We start from the raw sequence: 17,643 nt of genomic DNA, 5'->3' as shown, positions 1-17,643 counted from the left end.
ATGAAACCGGGGGACACCGTGCCGTCCGCGAACGAACCTGCTGAACCGGAAAACCAAGCTGTTGAATCGGAGAATGCGACCGCTGAAGCGGAGAACCAGCCCCTGAACCGCCGGATTTTGTCCCTCGCTGTGCCCTCCTTGGGATCGCTGCTGGCTGAACCACTCATGGTGATGGCGGATTCTGCCATGATTGGGCACGTGGGTACCACTGAGCTGGCAGGATTGACCCTCGGCTCGTCGGTCAACGTGTTTTTGGTAGGGATTTGTATTTTCTTGGTCTATACCACGACCGCGGTGGCGTCCCGTCAGCTGGGTGCAGGGAATCGCCGTGGCGCGGTCAAGACCGGGGTGGATGGTGCCTGGTTGGGGCTGCTGGTGGGAGCGGTGTTGGCAGCAGTCCTGTGGGTCGGGGCGTTGCCGATTGTTTCGTTATTTGGAGCTGCCGAGCCGGTTAATATCCAGGGAGCGGCGTATCTGCGCGCGGCGGCTCCCTCGATGCTGGGAATGATGCTGGTACTGGCAGGAACCGGCGCGATGCGCGGGATGCTGGACGCCAAGATTCCCCTGGTGATTTCCGTGAGCGGGGCTATCGCTAATGTGGCTTTCAACGCCACGTTTATCTACGGTTTCAAGCTGGGTGTCACCGGGGCAGGAATCGGCACTTCTCTCGCCGGTATCGGCATGGGGGTGGCATTTGCGCTGAAAATTATGGTCGGAGCCCGGCGCGCCAAAGTCGCGCTGCATCCCGAGTTCCGAGCAATCTTCGCGGCTCTGACCGGGGGCGTGCCCCTGATGATTCGCACCCTCACCATACAGATTGTTGTTCTCGGCACCCTGTGGGTGGCGGCGTCTCAAGGGGAAGTTGCCATTGCCGGGCGTCAGATTGCCGCGAACACCTGGAGTTTGGGGGCGAACCTGCATGATTCGCTGGCTATCGCAGTGCAGGCACTGATTGGTTTCGAGCTGGGGCGTGCCGACCGCCGGGCAGTGCGCGACCTGATTCACCGGGTGACACTGTGGGGATTAGGTTTGGGTGTCGTGCTGGGGGTGATTATTGCGGTTCTGGCTCCGCTCTGGCCGCGGGTCTTTTCTAACGACTCCGAGGTTCTGGCTGCCGCCGCACTGGCGCTGCTAGTATCGGCGTTCTTCCAGCCGCTCGCGGGGGTAGTTTTTGTGTTCGACGGGGTCTTGATTGGTGCTAACGACACGTGGTACCTGGCTCTCGCGGGTCTGATTAACCTGGTCGTCTATATCCCGGCTCTGGTGTTGGTGTGGCGTTTCGCACCTGACGGAATCCTGGGATTGGCGTGGCTGTGGGGATGTTATTGCGGGGTGTTTTTCCTGGCAAGAATGGCAACCTTGGGTTGGCGCATCCGCCAAGACCAGTGGATGAAACTCGATTTTGCAAAACCAGGTGAAATCCGCTAATTTAGAACTTCGGTGCTTCTTGCGCATAGTGAGGGCACAATTGAACGAAATACATTCAGAAAAGCGAGTTTCGACGTGGTATATGCAATCGTTAAGGCCGGCGGTCGACAGGAGAAAGTCTCTGTCGGTGAAGAGCTGCTGGTAGAAAAGGTAGATAAGGCAGTGGGAGAGACGATTGAGCTGCCTGCGATTCTGTTGGTTGACGGCGCCAAAGTGACGTCCCAGGCTGCCGACGTGGCTAAGGTAAAGGTCAGCGCAGAAGTGTTGGGTGCTGCCAAGGGTCCCAAGATTTCCATTGTCAAGTTTAAGAACAAGACTGGTTATCGGAAGCGTCAAGGTCACCGTCAGCCGTTGACCCGCATTAAGATAACTTCCATTAAGTAAGGGGCGTAACAATGGCACATAAGAAAGGTCTCGGTTCCTCCCACAACGGTCGCGATTCGAACGCACAGCGCCTAGGCGTCAAGCGTTTCGGCGGTCAGCTGGTCAACGCTGGTGAAATTTTGGTACGCCAGCGCGGCACCCACTACCACCCCGGCTTCAACGTGGGCATCGGCAAGGACGACACACTGTTCGCCCTTAAGACCGGCGAAGTGGAGTTCGGTCGTCATCGCGATCGCCGCATCGTGAGCATTAAGGAAGTTGCCAACGCCTAAATGTTGGTAGTGACTACTGTTGTGAGGGGGCTCGTTCGAGCCCTCTTGCTGTTTAACGTAACGATGGCTCTCTGAGAGAGCCGGAGGAGGTCAGCAGCCCAAATGGTCAGCTTTGTGGACTACGTAAAAATTTTTGCCCAAGCCGGAACTGGTGGCAACGGCTGCGCGTCCATTCGTCGCGAAAAGTACAAGCCGTTGGCGGGACCGGATGGCGGGGCTGGCGGTCACGGAGGATCCGTCATTTTGCGTGTCAACCCGCAAGAGACGACCCTGCTGCCTTTCCATCATCGCCCGCACGTGAAAGCAGAGAATGGTCAAGCGGGGATGGGCGATTACCGTGATGGACGTCGCGGTGAGGATTTGTTCTTGGACGTTCCCCAAGGCACGGTCGTCACCAGCGAGGATGGCGAGTTTTTGGCAGATTTAGACTCCCCGGAGGCGCAACTGGTCATCGCTCGTGGCGGGGTCGGGGGCATGGGCAACTACGGTCTGGCATCCGCGAAACGCAAGGCGCCGGGCTTTGCCCTGTTGGGGGAACCCGGTGAAGAACGCACCGTCATCCTGGAACTCAAGTCGATGGCAGACGTGGCGCTGGTGGGATACCCTTCGGCGGGAAAATCTTCCCTCATCGCTGCTATGAGCGCGGCGCGTCCCAAGATTGCGGATTATCCTTTCACGACCCTGGTGCCGAACCTGGCAGTGGTGGATAATCCGGCGGCACGCTACACCGTGGCGGACGTGCCCGGATTGATTCCCGGTGCTGCCCAAGGCAAGGGACTGGGACTGGATTTCTTGCGTCACATCGAACGTTGCTGCGTGATTGCGCACGTGGTGGACTTGGCGGCGTGGGATCCGGAACGTGAACCGCTGGCAGACATTAAGACTTTGGAGCGCGAACTGGCGCATTACGCCAGTTCCCTGGACCGGTATCGACCCGGCAGAGACTTCCTACCACCCCTGATGGAGCGCCAACGCGCCATTATCCTCAACAAAATCGATGTCCCGGACGGGCGAGATATGGCAGCCCTGATGGAAACGGAGCTTGCGAAACTTGGCTGGCCGGTCTTTGAGGTTTCGGCGACCACTCACGAAGGCTTGAAAGAACTCGCTTTTGGGCTGGCTGAAATGGTCCAGGAATACCGTTCCCACTTGCCAGAGAATGACCCCGAGCGCCCCGTGCTGCGTCCGCAGCCGAAATCGGCTCGCCCCGCCAAGACCTACACTATTGAGACAACCACTATTGAGGGCACGCCGGGATTCTCGGTCCGTGGCGAACAGGTGGAACGCTGGGTCAAACAAACCGACTTCACCAATGATGAAGCAGTAGGCTACCTGGCTGACCGCCTGGCAAACTTGGGAGTCGAGGACGACCTGCTGAAAGCCGGAGCACAAGCGGGAGACACCGTCGTCATCGGGGACCTCGATACAGGTGTGGTCTTTGACTGGGAGCCGACTCTGCAAGCCGGGGCTGAGCTGCTGGGCGCGCGCGGCACGGACTCGCGACTCTACGAAAACACTCGCCGCACCAACCAGCAGCGTCGTATCGACTATCACGCTTGGATGGACGCCAAGAAACGTGCTCGTGAGGAATTGGACGCCGAACGTGAATCGGGTCTGTGGAATGATCCTGGGGAGACTGACTAAGCGCAGAATGCACGTGTCAGTCCCGGTTACAGATTTCCTTGCCATTTTCAGGAACCACTCAGGTCTGGACGGGTATAATTTCATAAAGGAAGTTTTGCGCTCATTTTGGAGCACCAAATGATCAAGAAAGGCCGTCATGGAGTCTCGCACGCACAGATGCGTTTGGGCGTTGGATTCCGAGAATTCGGTCAAGTTAAACCAGCGTCGGCGTCGTATTGGGGTGATGGGTGGCACTTTTGACCCGATTCACCACGGTCACCTGGTGGCAGCTTCCGAGGTTCAGGCGGTTTTCGGTCTGGATGAGGTCATTTTTGTGCCCACTTTTAGACAGCCATTTAAGCTGGGATGCCCAGTCACGGAAGCGGAGCATCGCTACCTGATGGCAGTGATTGCGACCGCTTCTAACCCGCGATTTTCGGTGTCTCGTGTGGATATAGACCGAGCTACCACGACCTATACGATTGACACGTTGACCGACTTGAAATCCGCTTTAGGTGACGTGGAACTATTCTTTATCACCGGGGCTGACGCCATTTCTGACATCATGCGCTGGAAAGATATCGACCAGCTTTTCGAGCTGGCGCATTTCATAGGGGTTACTCGACCGGGGCATTCCTTTAACCCGGTCAACCTTCCGGCACAGCATGTCTCTCTGGTTGAGGTTCCTGCCATGGCAATCAGCTCAACCGACTGTCGGAATCGGGTAAAATCGCACCAACCGGTGTGGTACTTAGTGCCCGACGGTGTCGTTCAATATATTGCTAAATACGGACTCTATGCTGATGATGCGCGACTGCAGTCAGATTCGGGGGATGCGTCTTACGCTGTCCCCAAGGCGGCTTTGACGGCGGTGGCTGTCAATGATGCAGCTTCACCAGAGGAATCCGTAATGACCTTGTCGAGAGGGGGAATGTGAGCGAGGGCAAGCCAAGACCGCGCCCCGTGCCGGTGCAGTCGATTAATCTTCCAGGCTTGGGAGCCAGTGCTCCTAGGCCTGGACAAGTGCTGCCCGGTGCCGGTCCGACCGGTCCTGCTCTGCAAGTCCCCAACACTGCCCAAGCTGTGCGTGCTGTTGACAAGGACGGTGCGTTGACCGGCATGATTCCGGTCGTTGGTAAAGCCCAAGCAGTGAGTGCTGCGGGACCACAAGTCGCTGGAGTGAAGCGCCCACTCGTGCATGGCACGACTCCAGTGGTGCCGGAAAAGCCGGCGGTTCCTGTGGGAAATCGTCCTGCGGACACCCCGGTTCGTCAGTTGCCTACTCCGGGGACTCCGGTGCCCCCTTCTACCACGGGTATGATTCCCACGGTGGCACCGAACTCGACAGGTTCTGCGAAGCTGCCCAAGACAGGTGCGAACCCTCCCGTTCCGAGCAGCCCGTCCCGTCCGCCCTCGTCCGCTCCGACCAGTTCCACCCCGCACCAGCCAGGGGCTTCTGGAAGTGGTGCGACTCCGCAACGTCCGCGGACTCCAGGACCTGGTGGGGTGCCATCTCCAGCAGCAGCACCAGCCACGACGCCTGGTACACGGTCGAATCCTCCGGTGCCACGCGCCGGTCAGCTGGGTTCCACACCGCGTCAGCAGCCGACTTCTCCGCAGGCAGCTCCCGCGCAGTCGGGGCTGGCTGGACAGCAGCGAGTTAACCCTGCGGTTCCGGGAATGACACCGGGCTCTGCAGCCCGTCCGCCCCTGTCGGCAGGGCAACCGAAGCAACCGGGACAGACTCACCAGCCGGGTAAGCCGGCTCAGCCAGGGCAACCCAAACAAATGCCCAGGCAGGCGCCCGGTCAAGCTAGGTCGGTGCCCGGTCAAACTGGGCATCCAGGGCGTCCTAGCCAGCCGGGTCAGCCAGGGCAAATGCCGGGTCGACCGGTGCCGACCACTCAGCCAGGTAAACCGGTGCAGCCAGGGCAGCCCGGGAAGTCAGGGCAGCCCGCCCAATCGGTTCAGCCTAATCAGGGACAGCAGAATCAGCCCAGTCAACCTAAACAATCTGTTCAGCCAGGTCAGCCTGCCCAGCTGAGACAGCAGCCTAAACAGGCGCTCGGTCAAACTGGTCATCCAAATCAATCGCCGCAACCGGGTCGGATGCCCGGTCAAGCCAAGCCGGTGCCCGGTCAAACTGGTCAGACAGGGCGTCCTAGCCAGCCTGGTCAGCCGGGGCAAATGCCGGGTCAACCGGTGCCGACCACTCTGCCAGGTAAACCGGTGCAGCCGGAGCAGCCCTCCCTGCCGGGGCAGTCGAATCAGCCCAGTCAACCTAAACAACCTGTTCAGCCAGGGCAGCCCACCCAGCCGGGTCAGCCAAATCAGGGGCAGCCGAATCAACTCAGCCAACCTAAACAGCCCGGTCAGCCGAATCAATCGTCGCAACCGGGTCGGATGCCCGGTCAAGCCAAGCCGGTACCCGGTCAAGCTGGTCAGTCGAATCAACCACGGCAACCCGGACAGATGCTGGTCCACACTTCGGCAGGTCCGTCCGGTAATCCGCGAACGGCACACCAACCGGGACAAATGCCGAACCAGCCGGGAATGTCGAACCGCCCCGGAATGCCTGGTCAGCCGGGACAACCAGGGCAAATGCCGGGACAGCCGGGTTCTCCCTATGGCATGTGGGGGCGTCCGAACCCTTACGGTCGCCCTGGGATGCCGGGAATGCCCGGTATGCCAGGAATGCCGGGTATGCCTGGGATGCCCGGTTATGGGATGCCACCCATGCCTTACGGTCGCCCCGGAATGCCGGGTATGCCTGGGATGCCGGGAATGCCCGGTTATGGGATGCCACCCATGCCCTACGGTCGCCCCGGAATGCCTACTCGTCCTGGAATGCCTAACTTGTGGAATCCGCAAGAAACCCGCTCGGCTCGCCGTGAGAGCCTGGAACAGGCAGAGGCTCGGCAGCTTGAGGAACTTAAAGAAGCTGAAAAGAAGTTCCATGAGGCCGACGTGGAGGTTTTGCGTAAGGAACTCGGCGATGACATCACCGATGAAGAACTGGAAAACATCGACTGGGAAGAGTTCGAGTTTGAGGAGTCCTTAACCGAACGTTTAATTCGCAAGTCCGGGCGTTGGGGCGAAACTTTGCTGATGCTGGGGCAAGCAGCGCGCTGGGCGTTGGTCGTGTTGGTGACCGTCCTGGTTGTCGCCATGCTCATCTTTGCTCTGGACAAGAACGCTGCGGTTACAACTGCTTCGGGAACAACGCTAGAACCGGGAGTTACGCTGAGCGCAACAGCACCAGACCCTCCCGCCGTCTCGCCGGGACAGACTTCTTTACCCGATTCCACCATTGAAATGAGGATTTTTTCTGTATGAGTGCTGACGTTAAGTCCATCGAACTCGCCATAGCAGCAGGTCAAGCCGCAAAATCAAAGAAAGCCACGGAGGTTATCGCTCTGGATGTCTCTGAGCGCTTGGTGCTGACCGACATGTTTGTGTTGGCTACGGGCAATAGCGACCGTCAGGTGCGGGCGATTGTTGATGCTGTTGACGAAGCGATGACGAAAGCTGGTTTAAAGTTGCTCCGCCGGGAGGGGCTGGAGCAGGCTCATTGGGTGTTGCTCGATTACGGGCTGCTGGTGGTGCATGTCCAGCAAGAGGACGACCGGCAGTTTTATGCGCTGGAACGTTTGTGGGCGGACGCGCCCCTGATTGAGGTACCTGATTCAGAAGTGCCGGTCACGCAGAGTGACGGTCCGGCACCTTCCAGTGCCACCCCGCAGATGCCTCAACCGATCTCGCCGCTGGACCTCATTGGCGAGGATTTTTCCTAAACACGTGGGTCAGGGACTTATGCGCCGACCGAACAGGAGGACAGGGCGATGCCGAAAACTTTGGTGATGTGGCGGCATGGGCAAACCGATTACAACAAGCTGCAACGGATTCAGGGACAGATTGACATCCCTCTCAACGAGACGGGCATTGCACAGGCTCAAGAAGCCGCAGCCGGGTTGGCTCGGTTTCCCTTCACAAGGGTGGTTTCCTCACCTTTGGGTCGTGCCTTCGACACCGCTCACGCACTGGCAGATCGGCTTGGTTTGTCCATTGAGATTGACGAACGCCTGATGGAACGGTCTTTTGGAGATTGGGAAGGGCTCAACGCCACGGAGATTAAGGCAGGCTGGCCTGACGACTTCACCTCGTGGCGTGATTTTGGCGATCCCGACCCGGAGGCTACGAAAGTAGAGCTGCGTCACGAGGTCGGGCTGCGTGTGTCCCAGGCTTACCGCGACTGGGCTGACAAAATCGCTGATGGTGAAACGATTTTGTTTGTCTCTCACGGGTCTGCCACTTCGCAGGGAATCGTGAGTTTGCTGGGGCACGACCCCGCCCAGTGGTATGGGCTGCACGGCTTGGATAACTGCCATTGGGCGGTGATTCAGTCCGAGCATCGCGAGCCGTACTGGCGGATTGATTCCTATAACGTGGGAGTGTCGGACACCGCGGTTAGGGCATAGCCGTTCGGTCGGCTAGCGCATCTAGCATTTCTTCATAATAATCCTCGTCAAACACTGGTTCGAGGGCGAGGATTTCGTCAAGCAGTTCTGAGGGAATGCCATTTGGGTCATTCTGTACCACAGCGCTTATACCAGCCAGAGCAGTCAAAGTTCCGTCATACTTAATGGCGGTACACATGCCCGTAAACTCTTTTTCGCTGATTATTTTGTGGTCAAGCAGGTGCTGGAGAACCAAACGTATTTCCGCTTCGCCCTCATCCATTTTAGTCCTCCGTCCGATAGAAAGTAGTCACCCTTATTTTACCGCGTTCTTGAAGCGTCCCCGGTTTTGCGTAGCCTTGTTTATGTGGTTCATGTGACCGTATTTAATCTCCTTGGGAAAGACATACCGCCAGGAACCAGACGAAACATCGAAAAATAGTTAGCCGGCTCTGGGGAAAGGATAGCTCTCACCCACTTATGGGATAATCGGTGAAAACGCTTCCGGGGGGGAGGACGCTTATGAAAAAGAAAAACGTGCGAACACGCCACTGGCTACTGTTGTCAACAGTTGGACTGTTGCTGGCAGCTATCTGTTTTGCTGTTCTCGGTGTCACGCATGTGGTTTCACCGGTTACCGCTATCGGAAATGTCGCTGGTTTCCTGGTAACCAGCCTGGTTATAGGGGTTCTCGCGGTGCGTAAATGAGTGATTTTCCCAAAGTTGTGTTCTTGCACGGGTTGGGTGAGACCTGTGAGGTGTGGAATCCAATAGCCAAGCGGCTACCGCAAACTGAGTGCGCAGGTCCCGAGGTTTTAAAAGTAAAATCGCCGATGGCTGACTGGTCACTAGAGGAAATAAGTAACGAGATTGCTGATACGCTCACTGAACCTGTGCACCTGGTCGGGCTCTCACTAGGTGCAGTGATAGCTTTACAAATCGCCATCTCTCACCCTGAAAAGGTCGTTTCGTTGTTTATTTCGGCTCCGCAAGCCAAGCTGCCCAAACTGTTGATGAGCCTGCAGCGCGTGCTGATGCGACTGTTGCCCGCGAAGTGGGTCTGTCCACCGCAGCTGAGTAAAGCTGACCTTTTCGGGGTGCTCGATAGCTTGAAATATTTAGATCTCACTGCGCAGCTGCCAGCTTTGCGGATGCCGGTAACTGTGGCTTGCGGTAGCAGAGATAAAGCGAACCTGCCGGCGTCGCGTAAAATTGCTCGGCTTATTCCTGGGGCTCGCTTCACAGTCGTTCCGGGAGTGGGGCATCAGTGGCATGCTACGCATCCTCAACTATTTGCCGAATATCTGCAGCGTGCCGGGACTGCTCAAGAAACAGATGGAAAAGAATAAAGTATATGGCAGCGGCGGGTACCAAAGTTCTAAATTGGCAGCTATTTCCGACCCCTTGGATTTTATATCATCTTCCGAACAGATGGGTCTACAGGCTGCCAACCTGATGCTTTACATATGGCAGCGAAATTTTCACGTACGTCAAGAGCCGCATCCTCGTGCACAATTCGTCCTGTTTGATGATTTCTCTTGTTCACGGGTTCGTTAGGCGTTTTCGCGAGGCAAGATTGCTATCTCTAAACCGGCGAGTACGACTTCTATGATGATTTCAAAGTATTCCTGACTCATGCGGTCTTCGTTTTTCGGATTGGCTAGCGGAATTAAGTAGCCTTGGATGATGTCAGCCAGCGTTGTGGAGCAGGCAGCTAGGGGCTGAAGTTGGGTAATCATTTGGTCTAGGTCGTGGCGCTGTTCCTGCTTGGTTGGGCTGCGCAAGTTGCGGGCAGTAATGCTCCACAGCATCGTGTTGATGATAATTGAGTATGCGATGTGAATGTACTTGCTAAAACCAGCGTCCCGTAGTTTTTCGTAAGCCACCTCCAAGATTGGTATCAACGCGGCGTCCATATGTCCATACATCAGTTTGTCGGTGACTCCGGGGAATTCAAGAAAGACGGGTCTGACATTTTCTGCTAGGGAGATGAACCAATCTTTCCATTCCAGCTGCTCGTCCGGTAGCTCGATGGTGCTAGTGATCTCGCCTATTACAGAAGCAGTAATGGCGTCACGGTTTTGGTAATGGTGGTAGATGACAGAGGGAACTACTCCCAGACGCTGCGCAAGGTCACGAATCGACCATTTTTCTAGACCGCACTCTCGGGTCAGTTCCATTGCGGTGTACATAATCTTTTCCTGCGTCAGCCAGGCGCGTCTACCCGTGTTTACCCGTTTGTCTTTATTTCCCACGAAAACAGCATACCCTCAACCTCGACAATACTAGAACATTGTTCTAGTATTGTTTCAGCTTGATTGGCTGCTCACTTTGGAAAGGATGTTTTAATGTGCGCCACTAATGAACGAAACGAGAAAGTCGAATCAAAAATAACGGGACTGTTTCCCCTGTTTTTGACGGTGTTACTGGCATATATGGGGCAGATGATTCTTAATCCAATTCTGGCTCCGCTATCGCGCGAAATCGGGTTGAAGGAATGGCACATTGGCGCCACCATTTCGTTAGCTGCCATAATGTTTTCTCTTACCTCCACCAGGTGGGGACGGATCTCATTGCGATGGGGATCTCGGCGTATCTTGCTTATTGGCATGCTTGCCGGAATCCTGGCGCTAAGCGGATTCGCTATGGTGGTGTGGCTAGGATTTAAGGGTCTGCTCACCGGCATAGCGTTGATTCTAGGAGTAGTCATAACTAGGGGAGTGCTGTACGGCGGTGCCATCGCATCAGTTTCCCCAGCCGCGCAAACCTACGTTGTGACTCATACCTACAATGAGACGCAACGGGTAAAAGGTCTGGGAGTCTTGGGCGCTGCACAAGGATTCTCGTCTATTCTTGGAGCCTTATTGGGTGGCAGCCTTGCAGCTATAGGAGGTTTCATGATGCCCTTGCTGGTGATGCCTCTGGTCATGCTTTTGGGCGTTGCCGTTTTGCTGCTAACATTCAAACCCACAGGTGGCGAAGAAAAAGTCGCTCAACCGGCAAAAGTTTCCTATTTTGATTCAAGAGTATTCGTGTTCCTGGCTTGCGGTTTCCTAATGTTTACCGCTTTTTCTACCGTGGCTACACTTTTCGGCTTTTTACTGCAGGATGTTTTGAAGCTAGCGGCCGGCGCCACAGCAGGGCTCACCGCTTTGTGCATGTCAATAATGGGTGTGGTGATGATACTGGCGCAGGCCTTGGTGGCTCCAAGGTTAAACTGGGGTGCTAAAAAACTCTTTAGAAGAGGATTAATAATCGTTCTTCTCGGGTTACTGCTCTTGGTTTATCCACTAAATCTTGGACTGTTCATCGTGGCCAGCATCTTGACAGGCTTTGGTCTAGGCCTGGCGATGCCTGGCTACAACACGGCGCCTACTTTGCAAATGAAGCCCGAAGAACAAGGTGGACTGGTCGGGTTGATTAATGCTAACAATGGTGCAGCCTATGTAGTGGCACCGATAGCCTCCACCGCACTTTACGGACTCTCTCCGTGGCTACCAATGACATGTTGCACAGTCCTGATAGCTGCGGCAATTTTGCTGAGTTTTTACCATCCCGAGTTCCGCGAATAATCTCTTTATGATTAGAAGCAATAACCATAAAAATCCCTGCTAAAGCGGTGTTGACTTAAGCCGAACTATGATGTCTAGTCGCTACGAGATTCAAACAAACTCAAACGTCTCAAAAACCCCATGCAAACACGGGGGCATTCAGCTCAATCGCTTGTAATGGTGTGTATGTCCTTCTTGGTAATGACCCTGAAGCTATTGAGAACACCTGGTGCTATATAGGCAAGACGGAAAACTTTGTTGAGCGTGTCGGCATAGACGATACTTACGTATTGGGATCCATAATCTGAGTGAGATGTATCAGACCCGCAGTTTCCTTAGCTGATACGACCGCCTGATTGAGTGCCTGCAACGGTAGGGATTTCGTACGCATCGAATCCGATAGCGCCCAACAAACAATCTTGCGGGAAAACACGTCAGTTACGAACGCTGCATACACAAATCCCTTGACTGCGTGAGCATAGGTAATATCTGCTACTCACAAACGATTCGGGGCTGGCGCTCTAAAGTCACGCTTTACCAAATCAGGACGGGTATCTTCCCTACTTGCTTTCCGGGTAGTTATCGGGCATTTGCCCTGCATCTTCCCTCTCGAATCTGCTAGACGCATTATGCGAGCTGTTTGCTCACGACCAATACTGATACCCTCACGGCGAAGATCATGCCACATCTTAGGTATCCCATAAACACTGTATGAAGTGTCCCAGGTGTTGTTCCTAGGTTTTTTGAGAGGATTGTTTCATGCCTAGGAATTATTCGCAGGAGTTTAGGGATCGTGCTGTCGGGCTGGTGTTTGACCGGCTTCGAGACGATTCTGGGGTTTCGAGATGGGCGGTTATCAGCGATATCGGACTGAAACTCGGTGTCAGCCGGGAATCACTGCGCCGCTGGGTGAATCAAGCTGAAATAGATCAGGGCGAGAGATCCGGGGTCACTCGAGAGGAGTCTGCCGAGATACGACGTTTGCGTAAAGAAAACGCAGAACTCAGACGTACGAACGAGATTCTGAAGCTTGCTTCGGCTTTTTTTGCCAAAGAGCTCGACCAGCCCGGGATGAGATGATTGCGTTTGTTGATTGAGTGTCGTGATTGTTTCTCGGTCGAGTGTATTTGCCGGGTCTTGAACGAGCACATGGTTGGCGGGTTTATTACTTCTCGTGGCTATCGTCTGGTCAAGAAGCGACCGCTGAGTAGCCGAGCCTTGCGTGATGAGGTTTTGGTTGGTGTGGTGCGCCGGGTTTTCGAGGAAAATTATCGGGTGTACGGGGTGCGTAAACTGTGGCACGCGATGCGTCGGGAGGGCTGGAATATCGGTCGTGACCAGGTAGCACGGTTAATGAGTGTTGCTGGGATTAGTGGGGTTCGTCGCGGTCGTAAACCGGTCACTACCCGACCATCGCCTACGCTTGATACTCGCCCGGACTTGGTTCAACGCCGGTTCAGCTCCAACGCGCCGAACCGGCTGTGGGTTGCGGACATCACCTATGTGCCTACCTTGTCCGGGTTGGTCTATACGGTCTTTGTGACTGATGTTTATAGCAGGAAAATCGTGGGTTGGGCTACCAGGTCGACCATGCAAACCGAGGAACTTCCGCTAGAAGCCCTTGAGCAAGCAATCATGAACGCTAAAGATATCGCTGGTCTTGTTCACCATTCCGATCATGGTTCGCAATACACGAGCATTAAGTACAGTGAGAAACTCGCTGATTACGGAATCAAGTCTTCTACCGGAACCGTGGGCGATAGTTATGATAACGCCCTGGCCGAGACAGTCAACGGCTTGTACAAGACCGAACTTATCTATTCCCATGCCTAGCGCTCATGCACCGAGGTCGAATGGGCCACCCTGAACTGGGTTCACTGGTGGAACAATGAGCGCCTACACGAAGCACTCGGATACCGCACTGCAGCCGACATCATCGATATGTATAATCAAGCTCGGGTCAGCGAACTGACCCCCGTATAAGAAGCGGAACAAAACCCAGTACGCTTCATGTTTAACCAAAGAACAGTTCGCTAAAGTACACTAGTAAAGGAGGGAACTGAGTGTCTAAACCTTCACGAATCGTGGGGCTTGATGTAGCGCGTTCACTCGCGATCATCGGAATGATAGTTATCCACATGGCCTCGCTACTTTGGAGTACCAAAGTAATACTCTCTGGTCTACCCGCATCATTATTTGCCATCATCGCCGGCGCGACGATGATGATTATTGGACGAAACTACACCAGCGCCACTTTCTTGCGGCTGATAGCCCGAGGCGCTTTAATCATCCTCATCGGCCTGGCACTACTGCCCGTGGGTGGACAAATCCAAGTGGTTCTCATCGTAATGGGGCTGGTAATGATCCTAGTTTCCTGGATGCCCGCATTGGGAACGTGGTGGAGGCTCGGTCTATTTATTGCCGCCACAATCGCCGCAACAATCGTTTACGCCCCCATCGAACTGCCACAGATTTATCCGCTATTGGCATGGATTGCATACTTCATCGGTGGCATGCTTCTTTTCGATGTGTACCTGCGCGGCCGACTACATCGCAACCCCGATGAGAACAGCAACCCTAACACTCGACTGAGCTGGATCGTAACCGCTATCAGCGTTGTCATCGCTGGTATCGGCATCTACTTCCGATTTGACCCAGACATTCCCAGCTGGCTCAGCTTTACCGGTCACACCGGTGTTGCCGGAGAGATTATCCTCTCCGTTGCCGTTGCAGCCGTAGTGATCCACCTATGTGTGCTCATAGGCGATCTCTCTTCAACCTTGGTTTACCCTTTCGCTGCCATGGGAACAATGTCGCTAACCATTTACATTCTGCACATTCTCACCGCTTTCTACTGGCAGCAAAATGTCGCGTTGCATTCCACTTTGTCAGCAATCGGTTTCATCGTATTCTTCCTCGTCGCAGCCAGCCTCTGGAAGAAGTTTGCAGGACAGGGTCCTGCTGAGAAACTCGTTGCCACCACGATCAAGGTCATTGTTCCTTCTAAGAAAGGGAATTAACCGTGAAAAAATCACATTTTTCGTTCGCTGCCATTGTCAGCGCCACCCTGCTAATGACTGCCACTCCGGCTCTCGCACTCGAATATGGAGATCCGGCGCCCGATAATGCGGAAAGCAGTTCCGTTGCCGCGCTCAAAATGGGCAAAATCGGCAGCTTTGGTGACTGCACAGGCACACTCATTGCCGACCAGTGGGTACTCACAGCGCGCCACTGTCTAGAGTCAGTCAACAATGAAGGCACCCAGGCACGCATCGCTGGAAAGGTCTACAACGCTGATTCCTGGGCTCTTTCGCCCACATCTGACGCGGGGTTACTTCACCTGACTGAGAAAGTGACTAACGCAACCCCCGCAAAAATCTCCCACGATATTCCAACCCCAGGTCAGACGGGAACTCTTTACGGTTGGAGTAGCAGCTCGTCAATGGCACGATCTGGACAGCTACCAATGGCCAAAATGGTTGTCAAAGAGCTACTAGGTGGCGCACCTTCCGGTTCTGACACGCCGAGTGCTCCCGAAACTCCTTCCGATTCCAAGGCACCTACCGGCGCTGATGCGTCTACAGAGACTGCCCCGCCACAGGCTCCACAGTCAAAACCTGGAATGACAGAAACTGGCCAAACCGAGTCTAATCCTGAGGGGATGTCGGAAGTCCCAGCCGACAACTCCATACAGCCTAGGATCGAAACCTCTATCTTGGATGTGCAGTCAGTTTCTGGAGCTGGCATGCAGGGCGGTGACTCTGGTGGCCCGTTCTTTGTCGACGGAAAGCTTGCGGGACTTGCTACCGCTGGAACTGCCAATGGGGATCCGGACCTTCCCTCCCCTAGTGCTGCAATCACCACAGTTGCAGGCACCGCCGAATGGATTGACAACATTATCTCTGGCCGCGACACCCAAAGCGTTCTAACTGCAGAAAACACTCCTGCACCGCCAAAGAACATTCAAACCAGTGGCGATAATATTTGGGGTTACCTTGCGATCGCACTCGTAGGCCTTGCGGTGGGAGCAATCGGCTCACGTATCCGCAATGCGCGCCAGTAAGGATTCCTACTGGACTGTCTAGCGAATAGCATTTCACCCTTTGAAGCCGTCTCCCAGAAAACTGGGTGGCGGCTTCAAACATTAGCTCTTTTACAGTCATGCGACCCGTATCTGACCCCCTTGCCTACTGAAGTTCACAACCGATCAGCATTGCTGCTGAACCAACAGGAAGATCATAGAAAGCCAGTAACCGAAACCTGGCTCAATCCGTGCTCGGGTCACGAAACACGGGCGTTAAAAGTGTACGGCTCCGTTAGGCCGTGTACTGGAGGGCTATGCGATCTTCCGGATGACGATCATTCAGATAGAGGACGGCCAGGAAGAACCACTCCGCTGGTTTCATCAAAAACCACACAGCATCAGCCGCCCACTGCGATCTGATTAGCTTGGCAATCGGGAAGCCATACGTGTCATATAAGCGCCGAATAACCCGATGGGTTCTGGGCACACGCTCTTCCAGCATCTGCTCAAACGCATTTGCCACAAGCAACTGGCGATTGACAACTACCGGCCGTCCATGACGCAATCCCATGCGAATCGGCTTTACCACCGTTCGGTGTCCGCCAGCCGCCACGGTGCAAAGGTAGTGTTCGTCAAAATACACGTTTTGCGGGGCAACCTGCTGTGACAGGTTCCAATCACTGGTCTCTGTAAACGCCCTCACCACTAAGCTCGGCGATTGGCCAAACAAAGCTAGAATCCCGACCAGCACGGCAAGTAGCGGGAGCGCCGCTACAAACCCCAGAACGGGCCAGCGTTTCGCATCAGCCACCATTGCATCCAGTTTGCTCAATATTGAGGAGCCATCAATGCGGCCTCGTCTGTCTTCATCAGCTTCGTAGGCTCGAACTTGGATCGCAACTATTTTCACCACAATCGCAAGCACAGCCAGCAAAGGTAGAACTAACAGCGCGTCTAGGCGCTTTTCAAAGGTTGTGATCTGAATAGTCCACGCCAGGCCGAACGCGACACCCAAATAGAGCCCCGCAATCGCAATCACAACTACTAGGGGCGGCAACTGCTTGGCCTCGTTGAAGCGCAAAATGAGGAACCCGAATACGAACAGTAACGAGATGAACAGCACGTGTGGCCATGCCCGCGTGTAAATCGGCGCATGAGTTTGATAGTTTGCCAGCTGAACGTGCCAGTCCGCAGTAGGCACAACCTCTTTGAAGAACCCTAGGTATCCGAACTCATAAACCGCTAAGACGCACAGGGTCCAAACGTCCAGGCCCGCATCGAGAACCGGCAGGTCCTTACCACTCCCCGCTTTGGCCGCACGGATTATTTGGCTGACAGTCAGCGCTACTGGGTAACCGGCCGCGAGCGCGACGAGGGCTCCTCCAACCAGAATCTGCCCGAGAATCTGACTTGCGCCTGAAGGAGGTAGGGATACGAGGTAGGCAATCGCTCCGGTGATTCCGATCAACAGAGCCAAAACGATTCGCGAAAAAGAGGGGTGCTTGCTGGCGTAGCGGTACAGCTTCACTTGTCCTCCTCTCCTGCAAAACACGATACACGCGTTTTCTAGACCCTTGAACTAGCGCAGGACTTTACCGGCCATATAGTGCTTAGCTCCGTTGATGTCGCACACGTAACGGGCGCGACCCCAAATAGCTCGAAGTCGCGCCCAGTATATGCGCGTGGTTAGCGAATATTGTCGATTACTACTATAAGTAGGCTTGTCAAGTTGTTTGTGTAAGTGGGGGTTTATAGGTGGGGTTCCATGCGGTCGGGGAATGAAGTGTCCCAGGTTTTGTTCCTAGGTTTTTTGTTTTTTGTGAGGGTTGTGTTATGCCTAGGAATTATTCGCGGGAGTTTAGGGATTGTGCTGTCGGGTTGGTGTTTGACCGGCTTCGAGACGA

General features: G+C 54.9%; 18 protein-coding genes and 1 pseudogene. 14 read left to right on the top strand and 5 right to left on the bottom strand.

Annotated features, from left to right (window positions below):
* The 8 genes from HMPREF0576_RS05030 to HMPREF0576_RS04990 all read left to right on the top strand — a co-directional run bounded on the left by HMPREF0576_RS05030 (position 1) and on the right by HMPREF0576_RS04990 (position 8,185).
* On the top strand, positions 1–1,428 hold the full coding sequence (locus tag HMPREF0576_RS05030; RefSeq protein ID WP_004010960.1) for an MATE family efflux transporter: 1,428 nt from the start codon (positions 1–3) through the stop codon (positions 1,426–1,428).
* A gap of 75 nt (positions 1,429–1,503) precedes the next feature.
* Positions 1,504–1,812: a 50S ribosomal protein L21 gene (gene rplU, locus HMPREF0576_RS05025; protein WP_004009268.1), complete on the top strand. Its 309-nt coding sequence runs from the start codon at positions 1,504–1,506 to the stop codon at positions 1,810–1,812.
* A gap of 11 nt (positions 1,813–1,823) precedes the next feature.
* Positions 1,824–2,084 (top strand): 50S ribosomal protein L27, encoded by a 261-nt coding sequence (gene rpmA, locus HMPREF0576_RS05020; RefSeq protein WP_004007117.1) that lies wholly within the window; start codon positions 1,824–1,826, stop codon positions 2,082–2,084.
* A 102-nt stretch (positions 2,085–2,186) separates the two neighbouring features.
* A complete protein-coding gene (obgE, locus tag HMPREF0576_RS05015) occupies positions 2,187–3,728 on the top strand; it encodes a GTPase ObgE (protein WP_004010959.1) in 1,542 nt (513 codons plus the stop codon).
* 169 nt (positions 3,729–3,897) lie between these two features.
* On the top strand, positions 3,898–4,644 hold the full coding sequence (nadD, locus tag HMPREF0576_RS05010) for a nicotinate-nucleotide adenylyltransferase (protein ID WP_004010958.1): 747 nt from the start codon (positions 3,898–3,900) through the stop codon (positions 4,642–4,644).
* A complete protein-coding gene (locus HMPREF0576_RS09545; RefSeq protein WP_245527340.1) occupies positions 4,641–7,043 on the top strand; it encodes a hypothetical protein in 2,403 nt (800 codons plus the stop codon). The genes nadD and HMPREF0576_RS09545 overlap by 4 nt, the downstream gene beginning before the upstream one ends.
* Positions 7,040–7,501, top strand: a complete 462-nt coding sequence (rsfS, locus tag HMPREF0576_RS04995; RefSeq protein WP_004010954.1) for a ribosome silencing factor — start codon at positions 7,040–7,042, stop codon at positions 7,499–7,501. The genes HMPREF0576_RS09545 and rsfS overlap by 4 nt, the downstream gene beginning before the upstream one ends.
* Positions 7,502–7,549: 48 nt before the next feature.
* Entirely contained in the window at positions 7,550–8,185 is a 636-nt protein-coding gene (locus tag HMPREF0576_RS04990; protein ID WP_004010953.1) for a histidine phosphatase family protein, read from the top strand.
* Here the strand turns inward: HMPREF0576_RS04990 and HMPREF0576_RS04985 are convergent.
* Positions 8,175–8,447 carry a hypothetical protein gene (locus HMPREF0576_RS04985; protein WP_004010952.1) on the bottom strand — a complete coding sequence of 91 codons (273 nt, stop codon included), beginning with the start codon at positions 8,445–8,447 and terminating at the stop codon, positions 8,175–8,177. The genes HMPREF0576_RS04990 and HMPREF0576_RS04985 overlap by 11 nt on opposite strands.
* A 239-nt stretch (positions 8,448–8,686) precedes the next feature.
* Here HMPREF0576_RS04985 and HMPREF0576_RS04980 point away from each other — a divergent pair, with 239 nt between their 5' ends.
* Together HMPREF0576_RS04980 and HMPREF0576_RS04975 are read left to right on the top strand one after the other, a co-directional pair.
* A complete protein-coding gene (locus HMPREF0576_RS04980; RefSeq protein WP_004010951.1) occupies positions 8,687–8,872 on the top strand; it encodes a hypothetical protein in 186 nt (61 codons plus the stop codon).
* A complete protein-coding gene (locus tag HMPREF0576_RS04975; protein ID WP_004010950.1) occupies positions 8,869–9,513 on the top strand; it encodes an alpha/beta fold hydrolase in 645 nt (214 codons plus the stop codon). The genes HMPREF0576_RS04980 and HMPREF0576_RS04975 overlap by 4 nt, the downstream gene beginning before the upstream one ends.
* Before the next feature lie 204 nt (positions 9,514–9,717).
* Here HMPREF0576_RS04975 and HMPREF0576_RS04965 read toward each other — a convergent pair whose 3' ends face one another.
* Positions 9,718–10,419, bottom strand: a complete 702-nt coding sequence (locus tag HMPREF0576_RS04965; RefSeq protein ID WP_004010949.1) for a TetR/AcrR family transcriptional regulator — start codon at positions 10,417–10,419, stop codon at positions 9,718–9,720.
* A 93-nt stretch (positions 10,420–10,512) separates the two neighbouring features.
* Between HMPREF0576_RS04965 and HMPREF0576_RS04960 the strand changes: the two genes are divergently transcribed.
* A complete protein-coding gene (locus HMPREF0576_RS04960) occupies positions 10,513–11,736 on the top strand; it encodes an MFS transporter (RefSeq protein WP_004010948.1) in 1,224 nt (407 codons plus the stop codon).
* A 262-nt stretch (positions 11,737–11,998) separates the two neighbouring features.
* Here the strand turns inward: HMPREF0576_RS04960 and HMPREF0576_RS09310 are convergent, their stop codons facing one another.
* Together HMPREF0576_RS09310 and HMPREF0576_RS09650 are read right to left on the bottom strand one after the other, a co-directional pair.
* The gene (locus HMPREF0576_RS09310) at positions 11,999–12,172 is read right to left on the bottom strand and encodes an IS3 family transposase (protein ID WP_004010947.1); all 174 of its coding nucleotides are present in this window, start codon (positions 12,170–12,172) and stop codon (positions 11,999–12,001) included.
* A 39-nt stretch (positions 12,173–12,211) separates the two neighbouring features.
* The gene (locus HMPREF0576_RS09650; protein ID WP_004010946.1) at positions 12,212–12,403 is read right to left on the bottom strand and encodes an IS3 family transposase; all 192 of its coding nucleotides are present in this window, start codon (positions 12,401–12,403) and stop codon (positions 12,212–12,214) included.
* A gap of 71 nt (positions 12,404–12,474) precedes the next feature.
* On the opposite strand from HMPREF0576_RS09650, the pseudogene HMPREF0576_RS09305 reads away from it, so the two are divergent.
* The 3 genes and pseudogenes from HMPREF0576_RS09305 (at position 12,475) to HMPREF0576_RS04940 (ending at position 15,778) form a co-directional block, all read left to right on the top strand.
* Positions 12,475–13,698 (top strand): annotated as a pseudogene (locus tag HMPREF0576_RS09305) (IS3 family transposase).
* A gap of 80 nt (positions 13,699–13,778) precedes the next feature.
* A complete protein-coding gene (locus HMPREF0576_RS04945; RefSeq protein WP_004009283.1) occupies positions 13,779–14,735 on the top strand; it encodes a DUF418 domain-containing protein in 957 nt (318 codons plus the stop codon).
* A 2-nt stretch (positions 14,736–14,737) separates the two neighbouring features.
* A complete protein-coding gene (locus HMPREF0576_RS04940; RefSeq protein ID WP_004010943.1) occupies positions 14,738–15,778 on the top strand; it encodes a trypsin-like serine protease in 1,041 nt (346 codons plus the stop codon).
* A gap of 253 nt (positions 15,779–16,031) precedes the next feature.
* Here HMPREF0576_RS04940 and HMPREF0576_RS04935 read toward each other — a convergent pair whose 3' ends face one another.
* Entirely contained in the window at positions 16,032–17,267 is a 1,236-nt protein-coding gene (locus HMPREF0576_RS04935) for a DUF6688 domain-containing protein (RefSeq protein ID WP_004010942.1), read from the bottom strand.
* Positions 17,268–17,643: the final 376 nt, after the last annotated feature.

The sequence above is a fragment of the Mobiluncus holmesii ATCC 35242 genome, assembly GCF_000185445.1.
Classification (GTDB): Bacteria; Actinomycetota; Actinomycetes; order Actinomycetales; family Actinomycetaceae; genus Mobiluncus; species Mobiluncus curtisii.
The sequence above is the reverse complement of the archived record's forward strand: the minus strand, read 5'-3'. Positions and strand labels throughout refer to the sequence as shown.

Bases quoted from the DNA above. Each gene is read 5' to 3' on its own strand.
- HMPREF0576_RS05030 (WP_004010960.1), top strand. From the start codon at position 1: ATGAAACCGGGGGACACCGTGCCGTCCGCGAACGAACCTGCTGAACCG.
- rpmA (WP_004007117.1), top strand. From the start codon at position 1,824: ATGGCACATAAGAAAGGTCTCGGTTCCTCCCACAACGGTCGCGATTCG.
- obgE (WP_004010959.1), top strand. From the start codon at position 2,187: ATGGTCAGCTTTGTGGACTACGTAAAAATTTTTGCCCAAGCCGGAACT.
- rsfS (WP_004010954.1), top strand. From the start codon at position 7,040: ATGAGTGCTGACGTTAAGTCCATCGAACTCGCCATAGCAGCAGGTCAA.
- HMPREF0576_RS04990 (WP_004010953.1), top strand. From the start codon at position 7,550: ATGCCGAAAACTTTGGTGATGTGGCGGCATGGGCAAACCGATTACAAC.
- HMPREF0576_RS04985 (WP_004010952.1), bottom strand. From the start codon at position 8,447: ATGGATGAGGGCGAAGCGGAAATACGTTTGGTTCTCCAGCACCTGCTT.
- HMPREF0576_RS04980 (WP_004010951.1), top strand. From the start codon at position 8,687: ATGAAAAAGAAAAACGTGCGAACACGCCACTGGCTACTGTTGTCAACA.
- HMPREF0576_RS04975 (WP_004010950.1), top strand. From the start codon at position 8,869: ATGAGTGATTTTCCCAAAGTTGTGTTCTTGCACGGGTTGGGTGAGACC.
- HMPREF0576_RS04960 (WP_004010948.1), top strand. From the start codon at position 10,513: ATGTGCGCCACTAATGAACGAAACGAGAAAGTCGAATCAAAAATAACG.
- HMPREF0576_RS09650 (WP_004010946.1), bottom strand. From the start codon at position 12,403: ATGTGGCATGATCTTCGCCGTGAGGGTATCAGTATTGGTCGTGAGCAA.